The organism is Thioalkalivibrio sp. (assembly GCF_041690275.1).
GTDB lineage: Bacteria > Pseudomonadota > Gammaproteobacteria > Ectothiorhodospirales > Ectothiorhodospiraceae > Thioalkalivibrio.
In genome coordinates this window covers 12,480-27,581 of the sequence record NZ_JAWLHP010000014.1, presented here as the reverse complement: position 1 = coordinate 27,581, position 15,102 = coordinate 12,480, and the positions used below count along the sequence as shown (strand labels likewise).

The 15,102-nt window shown below is 70.6% G+C and carries 8 protein-coding genes; all 8 read right to left on the bottom strand.

The window, feature by feature from the left end; genetic code table 11:
• Positions 1-113: 113 nt before the first annotated feature.
• The 8 genes from ACESMN_RS04135 to recC all read right to left on the bottom strand — a co-directional run bounded on the left by ACESMN_RS04135 (position 114) and on the right by recC (position 15,086).
• The gene (locus tag ACESMN_RS04135; protein ID WP_373052321.1) at positions 114-1,889 is read right to left on the bottom strand and encodes an L-lactate permease; all 1,776 of its coding nucleotides are present in this window, start codon (positions 1,887-1,889) and stop codon (positions 114-116) included.
• A gap of 408 nt (positions 1,890-2,297) precedes the next feature.
• On the bottom strand, positions 2,298-2,954 hold the full coding sequence (locus tag ACESMN_RS04130) for a lactate utilization protein C (RefSeq protein ID WP_373052320.1): 657 nt from the start codon (positions 2,952-2,954) through the stop codon (positions 2,298-2,300).
• On the bottom strand, positions 2,954-4,381 hold the full coding sequence (locus tag ACESMN_RS04125; protein ID WP_373052319.1) for a LutB/LldF family L-lactate oxidation iron-sulfur protein: 1,428 nt from the start codon (positions 4,379-4,381) through the stop codon (positions 2,954-2,956). Before ACESMN_RS04125 ends, ACESMN_RS04130 begins: the two co-directional genes overlap by 1 nt.
• A complete protein-coding gene (locus ACESMN_RS04120) occupies positions 4,381-5,193 on the bottom strand; it encodes a (Fe-S)-binding protein (protein WP_373052318.1) in 813 nt (270 codons plus the stop codon). The genes ACESMN_RS04125 and ACESMN_RS04120 overlap by 1 nt, the downstream gene beginning before the upstream one ends.
• Before the next feature lie 123 nt (positions 5,194-5,316).
• Complete coding sequence (locus ACESMN_RS04115) at positions 5,317-5,823, bottom strand: DUF3293 domain-containing protein (protein WP_373052317.1); 507 nt, start codon at positions 5,821-5,823, stop codon at positions 5,317-5,319.
• Positions 5,813-7,930 carry an exodeoxyribonuclease V subunit alpha gene (gene recD / locus ACESMN_RS04110; RefSeq protein WP_373052316.1) on the bottom strand — a complete coding sequence of 706 codons (2,118 nt, stop codon included), beginning with the start codon at positions 7,928-7,930 and terminating at the stop codon, positions 5,813-5,815. The genes ACESMN_RS04115 and recD overlap by 11 nt, the downstream gene beginning before the upstream one ends.
• On the bottom strand, positions 7,927-11,616 hold the full coding sequence (gene recB, locus ACESMN_RS04105; protein ID WP_373052315.1) for an exodeoxyribonuclease V subunit beta: 3,690 nt from the start codon (positions 11,614-11,616) through the stop codon (positions 7,927-7,929). Before recB ends, recD begins: the two co-directional genes overlap by 4 nt.
• Positions 11,613-15,086 carry an exodeoxyribonuclease V subunit gamma gene (recC, locus tag ACESMN_RS04100; protein ID WP_373052314.1) on the bottom strand — a complete coding sequence of 1,158 codons (3,474 nt, stop codon included), beginning with the start codon at positions 15,084-15,086 and terminating at the stop codon, positions 11,613-11,615. The genes recB and recC overlap by 4 nt, the downstream gene beginning before the upstream one ends.
• Between the last annotated feature and the right edge of the window lie 16 nt (positions 15,087-15,102).

Here is a 15,102-nt window from a genome sequence, read left to right as displayed (position 1 = left end):
GGGCTCGCCCCCGGCCGCGGCAGGCCGCGGAAGGGCAAAGCGGGAGCAAGCTCCCGCTCTCCGGAATGGCAACCCGGGTCCGGATTCTTGCCAGACCCGGGAACGGGCCCTGCTCAGGCCGTGGACGGCGTGGGCACCCGACCCCGGTTCCAGTACATGAACAGGATGAAGAGCACCGCGATCGCGATCCAGGCCACGTACCAGAGCGTGGCCGCGTAGATGATTGCCATGCCCAGCGCACCGGCCGCCAGCACGTAGTAGGTCATCGGAATCAGCGCCTTGCGGATCAGGTCGCCCTCGCGGCCGATCAGGCCGACCGTGGCCGAGGCCGCCACCACGTTGTGCACGCAGATCATGTTGCCCGCGGCACCGCCGACGGCCTGCAGCGCCACGACCAGGGCCGCACCGTTGGCATCCAGTCCGATGGTCTCGGCCGTCGCGAACTGGAACAGCGAGAACATCATGTTGCTGACCGTGTTCGACCCGGCGATGAAGGCGCCCAGCGCACCGATGATGGGCGAGAAGAACGGCCACGCCGCACCCGAGACCGCGGAGACCCCTTCGGCCAGCACCAGCGGCATGCTCTCATAGGCCGAGGCCTGACCGGACTGGATGAAGACCTGCACCATCGGCACCGAGAAGATCAGTGCCACGCTTGCACTGAGGATGGTCCTGCCCGACTGCCCCCATGCGCGTGCGTAGGCGCCCTTCTCCTTGTACATCCGGTGCAGGAAGTAGGTAACGATGGAGGCCACCAGCAGCACCGCGCCCGGCAGGTAGAGCGGCTGCGACGAGGTGTTGATATTGGTGCCGAAGATGCCCGTCCAGGACAGGGTCATCTCGGGTGAGCGCAGGAAGGCGGTGATCGGTTCGATCGTACGGGTGATCACCAGAAGCACCACCACCACGACGTAGGGCACCAGCGCCTGCATCATGGTGATCGGGAGACCCTTGCGCACCGGATCGGGCTGATCCTGGAAGCGGCTGATCCACTCCGGCTGCCAGTACTTCCGATCCTCGAACTGGAACACCTCCTTCGGCACCAGGAAGCCGCGCCGGGCCGCGGTCACCACGATCACCAGGCCGACCAGGCCGCCGACGATCGACGGGAATTCCGGCCCCAGCAACCAGGCCACCAGCACATAGGGGATGGTGAAGGACAGGCCCGCGAACAGCGCGAACTTCCAGGCCTTCAGGCCCTCGCGGAAGGAGCGCGACTTGCCGAAGAAACGGGTCAGCATGCCGACCATGATCAGCGGGATCAGGAAACCGACCAGCGCATGCACCATCGCCACGTTCGCGCCGATCTGGAAGAGATAGTCCTGGAAGGCGACGTCTCCGATGTGCCCCATCACCACCGGCTGGTCCGCCAGCCCGGCATTCACCCCGACCAGGATCGGGGTGCCGACCGCGCCGAAGGACACCGGGGTCGACTGGATGATCAGCGCCGACAGCACCGCGGCCATCGCCGGGAAGCCGATCGCCACCAGCAGGGGCGCGGCGACCGCCGCCGGGGTGCCGAAGCCCGCGGACCCCTCGATCAGCGCCCCGAACATCCAGGCGATGATGATGGCCTGGATGCGGCGATCCGGAGAGATGTCCATGAAGCCCTGGCGGAGGGTCTGCATCGCCCCGCTTTCACGCATGGTGTAAAGGAGCAGGATCGCGCCGAAGACGATGAACAGGATGTTGAGGGCCGTGACCACGCCATGCACGCTGGCCGCCGCGACCACCAGGAGGTCGGTGCCCCAGAACAGCAACGCGATCGCCACCGTCACCACGTAGGCCAGGGGCATCGCGTGCTTCGCAGGCCACCGCAGGACCACCAGGAATATGAAGACCGTGAGCACTGGCATCAAGGCCAGCAGAAACAGGATTCCCAGGTTCATGAACGTGCTCCTCTCTCGTTATTGGTATCCGGCGCTGTCGAACTCTGCGGGAGTCGGCGGATTTTTCATCATGACGCGCCGCCGTTGCGGGCCGCACCTGTAACGGCAGGGGCCGGGGAAGAGGGCGCGGCTCGCCTTCCGGCGGGACGCCGTGAATACTTCCCTGTCGGCTTGACGGCAGCATCCCTGCTGCCGACACCCGCCGAAAGGCGAGCCACACCCTCTTCCCTCAACCTCCCTGAGCCAAAGCACGACCCCCTGATCACGGAAACACCAGCCATGGTTCGCGTGACCATATAGCCACGGAAGAACACGGAAAAGGGTTTGCATGCCCGTCATGTTCCGTGATGTCCGTGTCTTTCCGTGGCGTGCCTTCATTGTCTGGTGGCGCTGTATTCGCCATGACCATCAGTCCACCAGCAGCACGTGCAGGCTGCGCGGCCCGTGGGCGCCGAGCTGGATGGTCAGTTCGATGTCCGCCGTCCGCGACGGACCGGTGATCACGTTCACGGTGCGCGGCCAGCCGTCCGCGCCGCGCTCCCGAAGCGCGGCCCAGGCCTGCTCCAGGTGCAGGACCAGATCCTGCGCGCGCAAAACCACGAGGTGATGGTCCGGCAGGAAATTCAGTGAGGTCGGGTTTTCCGGGCCCGACAGCAGCACCAGGCTGCCGGTCTCGGCCACGCCCCGCCACGCCAGGCTGACGCCGGCATAATCGCCGCCCCGGGTGGGACCGACGCTGGACGCAATCCCTGCACCGGCCCAGTCCAGCGTCTCCAGCGACGGGGCCACCGCCGCCTCGAGAGCCAGCCCGTGCCCGGCGAGATAGCCGGCGACCGCGGCGGGCACCTCGTCAAGGGCCGTGAGTTCGCTCATCGTTCCCGAGACCTTCTCCAGACCCGTCCGGAAGACCTGGGCGGGCGTCCCCTTCGGCAGCTCCGGCAGCAGCGGCGCGCTGTCGGTCGCCCCACTGCGCGCATCCAGGGCGGCACGTGCGTCCGCGCCCAGTGCTCCCCGTCCGAGGCTTCGGCGGATCGCTGCCAGGACCTGCTCGCGACCGCCGCTCATCACTTCCGCCCCCGCTGGCGCCGTTGCCAGACCGCCATGAAGGTCTCGCCCTGCGGGGCCGGCAGGTCGCGGCCTCCCCGGAACCAGCTGCCGGCGAGCGGCATGCGCCGGAAGCGGCCCTTGCGACCGGCGAGCAGCGCCAGCATCCGCGCCTGCACCCGGGTACCGAGCCGGTAGATGCGGGGATGGGTGGTGAACCAGACCCAGGCCGCCAGCCCCCAGCGCATCGGCTTCAGGCCGAGCCGCAGCTGGTACTCGCGGTGGCGCAGCGTGCGCAGCAGGTCCGGCAGCGGGATGCGCACCGGGCAGACCTCGGCGCAGTGGCCATTCAGCGTGCAGGCGTTCGGCAGGTTCCCGGCCTCCTTCAGCCCGACCGCGAGCGGTGTCAGGACCGATCCCATCGGGCCCGGGTACACCCAGCCGTACGCGTGTCCGCCGATTGCGCCGTAGACGGGGCAGTGGTTCATGCAGGCACCGCAGCGGATGCAGCGCAGCATCTCGCGGAACTGATCACCGAGCATGGTCGTGCGGCCGTTGTCGATCAGCACCACGTGGTATTCCTCCGGGCCATCGGTGTCCCCCGGTCGTTTCGGCCCGGTCGTGAAGGTGGTGTAGGTGGTCATGTCCTGACCGGTCGCGCTGCGCCCCAGCAGCCGCAGCAGCGTGCTGGCGTCCTCGGCGCTCGGCACCACCTTCTCGATCCCGGCGGTGACGATGTGCACCTTGGGCAGCGAGCAGGTCAGGTCGCCGTTGCCCTCGTTGGTCACGATCACGCTGGTGCCACTCTCGGCGATCAGGAAGTTGGCACCGGTGATGCCCACATCGGCCGCGAGATACTTGTCGCGCAGTACCTGCCGCGCCTCGTTCACCATCTCCGGGACCTCGGCGAGCTTCCGGGTCAGGCCGTACTTCTCGTGGTTCTGGTGAAAGAGTTCGGCGATCTGGCCGCGGGTCTTGTGCACCGCCGGCACGATGATGTGGCTGGGCGGCTCGTGCGCGAGCTGGATGATGTATTCGCCGAGATCGGTCTCGACCACCTCGAAGCCGGCCTCCTCCAGCGCGCCGTTGACGCCGACCTCCTCGCCGACCATGGACTTGCCCTTGGTGATCATGCGCGCGCCGCTCGCACGGCAGATGTCGACCACGATGCGCCGCGCGTCCTCGGCGCTGGAGGCCCAGTGGACCTTGCCGCCGCTGCGCTCCACCGCGTCGGCGTAGCGCTCCAGATAGTGATCCAGGTTCTCCAGCGTGTGGTTCTTGATCGCGACTGCGCGGTCACGAAGTGCCTCGAACTCTGGCAGCGCGTCGACCGCCTTTGCCCGCTTGACCGCGAATCCGTCCTTCGCCCGGTTCAGCGCGACCTGCAGGGTCTCGTCCTGCAGGGCCCAGACGGAGCGTTCCTTGAAGGCGTGACTGAGCGGTTCCATCACGAACCCCCCTTCGGCTGACGGGGATCGCCCAGGCCCGGGACATCGGCCATGCCCGCGAGCACCTCGGCGACGTGGTAGACGCGTACCCGGCCACCCTCGCGACCGAAGCGGCCGGCAATGTTCAGCAGGCAGCCGAGATCGCCGCCCAGCAGCACCTCGGCTTCGGTGGCGTTGATCGCCCCGGCCTTGTCGGCGACCATCCGCCCGGAGATCTCCGGATACTTCACGCAGAAGGTGCCCCCGAAGCCGCAGCAGATCTCGGAGTCGGCGAGCTCCGCGAGCTCCAGCCCGCGGACCGTCGCCAGCAGCCGCCGCGGCTGTTCCTTGATGCCGAGCGCACGCAGGCCGTGGCAGCTGTCGTGGTAGGTCACCCGGTGCGGATAGGCCGCATCGACGGACGTCATGCCACGGATGTCGGTCAGAAAGGAGATCAGTTCGTAGGTCTTGTCGGCCAGCGCCTGCGCACGGTGCTGCCATCCGGGCTCGGAGGCGAACAGGCGGGGAAAGTCGCGCAGCATGCCCCCACAGGAGCCCGACGGCGCCACCACGTAGTCGAAGTCCTCGAAGGCCTCGATGGTCTGCCGGGCCGTCTTCGCGGCGCCGTCGAGGTCGCCGTTGTTGTACGAGGGCTGTCCGCAGCAGGTCTGCGTCATCGGCACCTCCACGGTACACCCGGCCTTCTCGAGCAGGGCGACCGCGGCCAGGCCGACGTTCGGCCGGTAGATGTTTGCAAGACAGGTAACGAACAGCCCCACCCGCGGGCTGGCGACCGCCCCGGCGGCGCCGGAATCTGCAGCGGAGGCATTCATATCTCGGACGTGCCGCTGGATGACATAAGCACTCTCTCCTGCGGCCTTGCCCGCGTTACTTCAGCCTTGAGCATAGCAAACCATTTGGCAATCGTTGGACCAATCATCGTCCGGCCCGGGGAATCATGATCCGCGGCCGCCGCCTGCGCCGGGGCCACCGTGACCGGGCCCTGTCGGAACCGGCCGCCCGCCACTCAGATCCGTGAGCCAGAGCCGTGCAGGCTCCCCGGCTTCCAGCCAGAGAAACGCCAGCTGCCCGAACTCGAGGGCCAGCCGATGGAGCCTCGCCAGACCGATCGCCGGCACCAGCAGACTGGTCTCGTCCGGCCAGATCCCCGCCGGATCACCGGCATATCCGGCCGACGCAGTAAGCCCCTCGGCCTGCAGCCGGCGCCAGAGTGCCTGGTGCCGTTTGAGGTTCTCGAGGATCGGCAACCGCCGGGAACCGGGATTGAAGGCCGTGAGCCAGCCGGCGGGGCCTTCGGCGTCCAGCCAGGCGTCGAACGGAGCAGGCGTGGGCCGGTCGACCTTGATGCGGCAGATCCGGCCGCCGACCGGGATCACGTACTCCGCCGCGCGATAGGCCGCAAGCAGTGCCGGATCCGGCGGCGGCGGGGTCTCAGTGGCCATTGCCGCCGCGCCCTGCACCGGAACCCAGGGTGCTGTCATCCAGGGCCGCACCGAGTCCGCTGCCCCGGATCACGCGCCGCTGAATGGCCTGTTCCAGGATCCCGGGGGCCGGCTCGATCAGCGTGAACCAGCGCCGCGCGCGGGTGATCGCGGTGTAGAGCAGCTCCCGGGTCAGCACCGGGGCCTCGCGATCCGGGAGCAGCAGCGCGGTATGAGCGAACTCGGAACCCTGGGCCTTGTGCACCGTCATCGCGTACACGGTCTCCACCCGGGTCAACCGGCTCGGCTGGACCCAGCGGATCCCGTCGCTGCCATCCGTCGCGGGGAAGGCGACCCGCAGCGCGCGCCCCGGACGGCCATCGGCGTCGCGATGCGCAAGACCCAGGGTCACGCCGATGTCGCCGTTCATCAGGCCCAGGCCATAGTCGTTGGCGGTGACCATTACCGGCCGCCCCGCGTACCAGACGCCGCGGCCCGTGATCAGGCCCTCGGCGCGCAGGGCCGCCTCCACCCGCCGGTTCAGGTGTTCCACCCCCCAGGGACCGTGGCGCAGCGCGCACAGCAGCTGGAACCCGCGGTGCGCCTCGAGCACCCGACCCGCCCAGGCGGAAACCGTGGCCGGGTCGGCCTCGTCGCCGGGATCCTCCTCGATCATCCTGCGCAGATAATCCGCGTGACCGGCGGGCCGGGCACCGTCCGCGGCGGGCCGGAAGCCTTCGGCGCCGCCGTGCACCAAGCGCCGCTCCAGTGCGCCCTCACCGGCGCCGTGCAGCGTCTGCGCGGCCAGGTCCGGCAGCATTCCGTGAGCGGACAGGATGGCGCGCGCGGCCGCCGCATCCCCGGCGTTCACCGCGCGCGCGAGGCTGCCGATCGCGCTGTCCTCGCCGAAGCGGTAGCTCCGGCGCAGCATCACGATGTGCTGATCCAGCTCGCGGCCCCGGGCGTCCAGCAGCGTCCCCGGAATCTCTTCTCCGCTGACCCTTCGCAGCCAGTCCCGGCTGGCGGCCGTATAGTGACCGCCACCGGCCCGGGCGCAGATCTCGCCGAGTACCGCGCCCGCTTCCACCGAGGCCAGCTGGTCGCGATCGCCCAGCAGGATCAGGCGCGCGTGGTGCGGCAGGGCCTGAAAGACCGCCGTCATCAGTTCCAGGTCGATCATCGAGGCCTCGTCCACCACCAGTACGTCGAGCGCGAGGGGGTTGCCGGAACCGTGCCGGAAGTGCCGGCTGCCGGGCCGGCTGCCCAGCAGCCGGTGCACGGTACCGACGTCGGTCGGGATCGCCGCGCGGATCCGGGCGCCGGCCCCGTCCCCGGGCAGCGGCAGTTCGTGCACGGCACCGGCGACCGAGGCCCCGAGGCGCGCGGCCGCCTTGCCAGTCGGCGCCGCCATGCGGATGCGCAGCGGCTGCGCGTGGCCGGCCTCCTGTCGCAACGCCTGCAGCAGCGCGAGCAGCCGGACCACCGTCGTGGTCTTGCCGGTGCCCGGACCCCCGGTGACCACCGTGAACCGCCCGCCCGCGGCCAGTGCGCAGGCGACCCGCTGCCAGTCGGTGCCGCCCTGCCCTGGCGGTCCGAACAGGCGATCCAGCCAGGCCCGCACCGACGCCGCGTCGACGCCGGCACGCAGCACCGAACCGTCGCCCAGCCGGCGCCTGACGGCCGCACCGATGTATTGCTCACAGGCCCAGAACCGGCGCAGATACAGGCGGCCGCCGGCACACACCAGCGGCGTGTCACCGACGCCGGCCGATACCAGCTCCGGGTGCGACAGCCCCTCCGCCCAGGCAGCGGCGGTCATTCCCCGCAGAAGGCTCGCCGGACCGGGAACGGCGCCGGCTGCGGCGCCCTCGGGCGGGAGCGAAAGACTGCGGTCCGGGTCGGCCAGGGTTGCGCCGAGATCGAGGCATACATGACCGCGTCCCAGCTGGTGACTCGCGAGCGCCGCTCCGAGCAGCAGCAGCGGCGGGGCCGGCGCTGCCTGCTGGTGCAGAAAGGCGGCGAAGGCGTGGTCCAGTGCACGCAGCCAGCCCAGCCCGACCCAGGCATCGAGCAGGTCCAGCAGCCCCTCGGCGGAGTCCAGGGCCTCCGTTCGCACCCGAGGGTTCACCGGAGAACCCCCTCGGCACGGTCGGGCGCGGCCCGGACCATCCGGTCGAGTTCCTCGATCAGGCCCGCGGGCGGGCGTTCGAAATGCAGCCCGCGGGCGGGCGAATCGAGGCCGCGCAGAAACCAGGTGATCGTGCCGCCGAGGTGCCGTTCGTATTCGTACCCGGGTAGACGGACCTGCAGCAGCCGGTGCAGCGCCAGGGTGTACAGTACGTACTGCAGGTCGTAGCGGCTCTCCAGCACCCGCTCGCGCAGGCTCGCCGCGGCATAGTCGGCAGCCCCGGGGCCGAGCCAGTTGGACTTGTAGTCCAGCGTGTAATAGCGGCCCTCGTGTTCGAAGACCAGGTCGATGAACCCCTTGAGCATCCCGTTCAGGATCCGGGCCTCCATCTCCGGACGGGGTGCCGCCTCCAGCGTGCCGGCACGCACCGCGCCGTCGATGCGCCGGGCGTCCACCCAGCGCGTCTCGAACCAGAATTCGAGCTCGGGCTGACAGGCCGCCAGCCGGGACAGCCGGAGCGGCTCGTCGGTGCCCGGCAGGTCGAGCGGCGCGTCCAGCAGTCGCCCGAGCCACGCAGTGACCGGCTCCACCCAATGCTCCCAGCCCCGCCGCCGGCAGCGACGGGCCACCGTGTCGCGCAGGCGTTCCGGCTCCGCGGCCACCGCCGCGAACCCCTCCCGCGCCGCCCACTCCAGCAGCCCGTGCAGGAAGGTCCCCGGCTCCGGTCCACGTGGAAAGCGGTGCAGGCTCGATGTCCCCTGCTGCTCCATACCCGCGCCTTCCATCCGGACCTCTTCCGCGGCCTCGGCGAACCGGTCCTCGAGCGCGGTGTCAGGGGCCTCCATCGCGGTGATCCCGTTTTCCGGCGGCGCCTCTGCGCGCAGGGCGCTGTAGCTCGCGATCCACCAGTGCTCCCGGGGCGCGCGCAGGGGTTCGCGGGCCGGCCCCGGCAGCGCCGCCCCTGCCGGCGGCCGGTATACGGCCTCCGTCGCCTCCGGGGCGGAAACCACCGCAATGCCGGGCTCCCCGCCAGCCAGTGCGAGCAGTGACGCCCGCAGCTGTCCTTCCGGGATCTCCGAACCACCGGCCACCAGGTATCCGAAGGCGCTGCGGTGGAGTTCGTTGCCCCGGCCCCGGCCCCTTCGCAGCGGGGCGATTCCCAGCCAGCACTGGTGCCGGGCACGGGTCACGGCGACGTAGAGCAGGCGCAGGTCCTCGGCCAGGCGGCCGCGATCGGCCTCGGCGACATCGGCGTCATCCGGCTGCCAGCGGACCCGCCGGCGACCCGCCGCATCATGCCAGACCAGCGGCGGGCTCTTGCCGTCTTCCGGGCGGTAGCCGCAGATGAAGGGCAGGAAGACCAGCGGGTACTGCAGGCCCTTGGCCTTGTGGATGGTCACCACCTGCACCAGGGCCTCGTCGCTCTCGAGACGCAGGATCTGCTCGTCGGCGGCCACGCCCTCGCCCTGCAGGTGCTCGGCCAGGTGCCGGATCAGGGCCTGTTCCCCGTCCAGTTCACCCGATGCCGCCTGCAGCAGTTCACTCAGGTGCAGCAGGTTGGTCAGGGTGCGCTCCCCGTCCGGGCGCTGAAACAGCGCCGCGGGCAGGCCGAACCCGTGGAGCACCCGCCGCAGCATCGGCAGCACCCCCTGCTCGCGCCAGACGCGGCGGTATTCCCGGAACTCAAGCACCCGAGCCTCCCAGTGCGGCTCGTCGTGGTTCAGCCGGTCCAGCGCCTCCAGACCCAGATCCAGCGTCGCGGTCGCGAGCGCCGCGCGCAGCAGGCGATCCGATTCCGGCTCCGCGCAGGCGCGCAGCCAGCGCAGCACGTCGGCCGCTTCCGGGGTCGCGAAGACGGACTCGCGATCCGACATGAAGACGCTGCGCACGCCGCGCCGGCGCAGCGCCCGACGGATCACCGCGGCCTCCTTGCGCGTGCGCACCAGTACCGCCAGATCCGCCGCCTGCAACGGGCGGAATCCGTCCGGACCGTCGAACCCGGCGCGACCGTCCCGGCCCCGATTCAGCAGTGACACCATCGCGCTCGCGCAGCGTTCCGCCATCGTCTCGACGTAGGCGCCAGTGGCGACGGGCGCGGCATCGTCAAGCTGCGCCAGCACCAGCGCGGGCGGTTCCGCCGCATCCACCCGAAGCGACTCCGGCTGGCCGGCCGCCTGCACCCGTTCGAAGGGCACCGGGTCGCCGCCGTCGGCCCGGCGGAACAGGAACGCTCCCCCGGGATGCCCCCCGGCGAAATCGAAGAGGCGATTGCAGGCCTCCACGAAGGCGCGCGAGGCACGGTAGTTGACCTGCAGCGTGTGATGGCGGCCGGCCGTGTCGCGCCGGGCCCTGAGGTAGCTGTGGATGTCGGCGCCGCGAAAGGCGTAGATCGACTGCTTCGGGTCGCCGATCAGGAAGATGCCCTGCTCCGGGCGATTCTCGCCGATGCGGTAGATGCGCTCGAAGATCCGGTACTGCACCGGGTCCGTGTCCTGGAACTCGTCGATCATCGCCACCGGAAACTGGTTCCGGATGGTCTCCGCGAGCCGTGCGCCGCCGGACCGGTGCAGCGCCGCGTCCAGCGCGTTCAGCAGGTCGTCGAAGCCGAGCTGCGCGCGCCGCCGCTGCTCCGCCTCCAGCCGGTGCCGCACCCAGGCGGCGGCATGGCGCAGCACCGCCTCCGGGGTGTCGTCGGCCGCGTCCGCGTAGCCGTCGAGCAGCGCAAAGGCCGGGTGGAGCGCATCCGGAAGGGAACGGCCCCGCCGCAGGCGCGCCTGCATGCCCTCGCGGCTGAACCGTCGCGCCAGCTCCTTTTTCGGATCGCCCGGCACCGCGAGCACGGGATCGAGGGCCCACGCGCGCATGTCCTCGAGCCGGGCATCCGGGTCCCGGTACTGGTTGCCGTTCAGCTCCGGCAGGGCCCCACGAAGGCTTTCCGCGACCGCGTCGAAGTCGTCCCGCCACGGCCGCTTGAGCCGCTCGAGCCAGGCCAGGCGCCGGTCCAGCCGGTCATTGAGTTCGGCGAGCCCAGCCGGCCGCGGCGACTCGCCCCCCAGCAGCGGGCGGATCCGTCTGTCCAGCACGCCGGGATCGTTTCCCAGAATCGAGCGCAGCAGCAACAGCCGGGGACCCTGCTGCGGATAGACCATGCAGCGCCAGTAGTCCCGAACCGCCTCGACGCGCAGCTCGGAGAGATCGGGCTCGACCTGCTGCTCGAACAGGCTGCCGCTGTCAAAGGCGTGTTCACGCAGCATTCGGAAACACCAGCCGTGGATGGTGGAGACCGCGGCCTCGTCCATCCACTCCGCGGCCAGCTCCAGCCGCCGCGCACAGACCGCCCGCTCCCCGGGATCGGGACAGGCCTGGAGCAGCCCCCGCAGCATGGCGTCCGGGACGCCCGCCGCATCGCCCCGGAAGTGGCGGGCCGCGTCCAGCAGACGCGCGTGAATGCGACCCCGAAGCTCCCGCGTCGCCGCGTCGGTGAAGGTCACCACCAGGATCTGCGGTGGCAGCAGCGGTTCCCGGAAGGCCTGCTCGCCGCCGTGACCCAGGACCAGGCGCAGGTACAGCGCGGCGATGGTCCAGGTCTTGCCGGTGCCGGCGCTCGCCTCGATCAGCCGGCTGCCGTAGAGCGGCAGTGCCGCGGGATCCGTGAGCGTATGCGCGTCGCCTGCGGGCGCGTTCATGCCCCGGCCTCCCTGACCACCTCGAAGAGCGGCCGGTACAGCATGTCGGTCCAGTGCCGGAAGCCCGGATCCTGCAGCAGGGACTCGGGATCGGGGTACATCCGGCGGTGGTAGGGGCTGCGCTGCAGGTCCCCCGCATGATGTTCACTGCCCTCGTAGGCCCTGAGCGCATCCGCGTGGGGGTCCCGGTCCTCCGCCTCCGCCTGCAGCCAGGCCAGCGCGGCCTGCAGGGCCACCGGCGCGGGCCGGCTCTGTCCCTCGCGCCAGCCCTCTACCAGTGCACGCAGGGTCGCCGCGCAGCGCTCTTCCGGCATGGGCGGGAGGCGCAGCGCCCCGTCGGTACCCACAATCCGCGTGGTCAGGCCGAGGCCGTGGGCATTCGCCAGCAGGTGGACCACCCAGGGATACAGAAGCACGTCGTGGCGCGGCACGGCCTTGCGGCCCGAGGTCACGTTCCCGGGACGCGGCAGCAGCAGGCATCGCCCGCCCCTTCGGTCGCCGCGCAGTCCGGCCAGCTCGCCCTCGATCGCGATCCCCTGGTGCTCGTAATGCAGCGGTTGCGTTTCCTCCAGGGATAGCGGGTATTCGGCGGCGAGCAGGCGGTAGCGCTCCAGCAGCCCCGCGACCTCGGTACGCAGCCCGTCGGCCTCGGCCGTGCCCACGGCGGCAAGCGGCAGGCGCCCGGCCCGCTGCAGGCCCGCCAGCGCCGCGTCCATCCGCTGCGGCCAGCGGGTCGGGTCTCCGGCTGGCTCCAGCGCCGCGTCAACCAGGGCGTCACGCAGTTGCCACTGGGCGAGACCATCCAGCGCGAAGGGCTCCTGGTCCACCGGCGCCGGGACATCCTCATCGAAGTACACACCAAGGCGGCGGTTGAAGAAGGACTGCACCGGGTTCCTGAGGAAGCCCCCGAGATCCTCCGGCCGGAGCGGACCCTCGGGCTCGCATCGGGGCAGGGATGCGGGCCCTCCCTCATCGGGCGGCGGTGCGTGATGACAGCCGGCCCACTCACGCGCATAGGTGAACAGCGGACCCTCGCCGTCCGCCGGGAAGTTGTCGCGGCTGAAGGGCTGCAGCGGGTGCACCACCGTCAGCGCGCGCAGCAGCGAGTCGCCATCGGCGCCTTCGAGTTGCCAGCCGGAGGCAATGTGGTCGCGCAACTGGCCGACCAGCACCGAGGGCGGCCGCTCCGCATTGTCGCGCACGCTGCGCCCCACCCAGCTCACATAGAGCTGATCGCGGGCCGAAAGCAGGGCCTCCAGGAACAGGTAGCGGTCGTCCTCGCGCCGGGAGCGATCGCCCGGGCGGTAGTCCCGGGCCATCAGGTCGAAGTCCATCGCGACTGGCGCGCGCGGATAGTCGCCGTCGTTCATCCCGAGCAGGCACACCACCCGGAAGGGGATCGCGCGCATCGGCAACAGGGTGCAGAAGTTGACCGCGCCCCCGAGAAAGCGCTGCGCGAGCCCCGGCTGATCGACCGCCTCGAGCCAGCTCTCGCGCACCACCGTCAGCGGCAGGGGCTCTTCCAGACGCGCGGCGGCACAGTCGGCCTCCCAGTCCTCCAGGGCATCGTCGAGCTGGCTCAGCAGCCATTGCTCGCGCTCCTCATCGGCGGTGAAGAAGGCATCCAGCAGACCCCGCAGCCGCGTCACCCACTCGCCGGGCGCAGCGGGCTGGCGCAGAAGCCCCCACCAGTGGTTCAGCGCATCGAGCAGCCGGGCGAGCTGGCCGGCGAGGGCCGCGTCCAGGCCGCCGATCTCGTCGAAGGGCTCGATACCGGCCCACGGAGACGGCCGCCCCCACGGCCCCGCCACCGCGTATCCCAGAAGCATCCGCCGCAGGCCGAAACGCCAGGTGTTCTGCTCGAGGCCTTCCGGAAGGCCGAGCGTCGCCCGCTGCCGGGCGTCCAGTCCCCAGCGAATCCCGGAGCCCTCGATCCAGGCGTGCAACTGGTGCAGACGGCTGCCCTCGATGCCAAACCGGCGCCGAACCGCGGGCACTTCCACCAGATCGAGCAGGTCGCTGACCGCGAAGCGGGACTCCGGCAGATCAAGCAGCCCCTCCAGCGCGGCCACCAGGGGTTCCTGCCGACGGCGGCTTCGGTCCGACAGCGTGAAGGGGATGAAGCGCGGGTCGTCGGAGTCGAGCTGTCCGAAGACCGCCTGCACGTGCGGCGCGTAGGTCTCCACGTCGGGCACCATCACGATCACGTCGCGTGGCCGCAGCCCGGGATCCCGCTGGAAGCGCTCCAGCAATTCGTCGTGCAGTACCTCCACCTCGCGCTGCGGGCTGTGCGCCACGTGAAAGCGCAGTGAACCGTCCCGAGCCGCGGCCACCGCAGGCCAGCGCTCCCGGGTCTCGTGCAGCGGGCGCAGCGCGCGGATGTCGTCCTGGACCTGCCCCAGCAGGCGGCCGTGTGGCTGGGCCTCGAAGAGATCGATCCGCTGCCAGGGGAGCGCCTCCAGCAGGGCCCGGTAGCGCTCCGGATCGTCGTGCTCGTCCAGCAGCCGGATGTAGTCCCGGCCCTGCTTGCCCCAGGCCGCGAGCAGCGGGTGCGCGTGCTGGTGACGCTCGGGGTCGGTCAGCTGCGCGGGCATCCCGGGCCGCGGTTTCTGGCGGCGGGCCGCGGCGCGCAGCAGATCGCGGTCGGCAACGATGTCGGCCCAGTAATACTCGCAGGGATTGTGCACGCAGAGCAGCACCTGGCACAGGCGCGCGAGACCCTCCAGCGCCTCGAGGCTCTGGGAGGGCAGCGACGAGATCCCGAAGACCACGATGCGGCGGGGGAGGTCCGGCGGCCGACGGTTCAGGCTCCGCACCCGTTCCATGAACCGGCGGTGTACCGCGGCCCGGCTCTGCTCCCGCTGATCCGGGTCCATGTCCGCCCGGACCGCGCGCCACAGCGACGCCTGCCAGCGCTGACCCGCGTCCATGGCCATGATTGCGCCGCCGGCGTCGCGCAGCTGATCGCGCCCAGCGGCCCAGTCCGCCAGCCAGTCCGCGCGGTAGACCTGGTACTGATCGAAGAGATCAGCCAGCTGCCGCGCCAGCTGCCAGCGCTTGCGCAGACCGTCGTCTTCGCCCAGGAAGCGCTCGAGCGGGGCGAATTCGGATCGATCCAGCAATTCGGGAAGCAGGCGCATCAGGCGCCAGGTCAGCGGGGCCTTGGCAAAGGGCGAGTCGGCGGGCACCGCCTCGGGTCCAAGCACCGCCCGGTAGGCGGCCCAAAGGAATCGCGCCGGCAGTTCCATCTCCAGCGCGGCGGCGATGCCGCAGCCTCCGGCATCCCGGTCCCGGGCGAGAGCCAGCTTCAGCCACTGCGCGATGCCATTGCTCTGAACCAGGATGGTCTCGTTCTCGAGGGGATCGAGGGGATGGCGACGCATCCACTCGACGGCCAGCGCACGCAGGTCGTGCATGCGGTTTCCGTGCACGACCATGAAACCGGGTTGCAGGACTTGCGCTGCCGTCATCACCGACCCTCTCCGG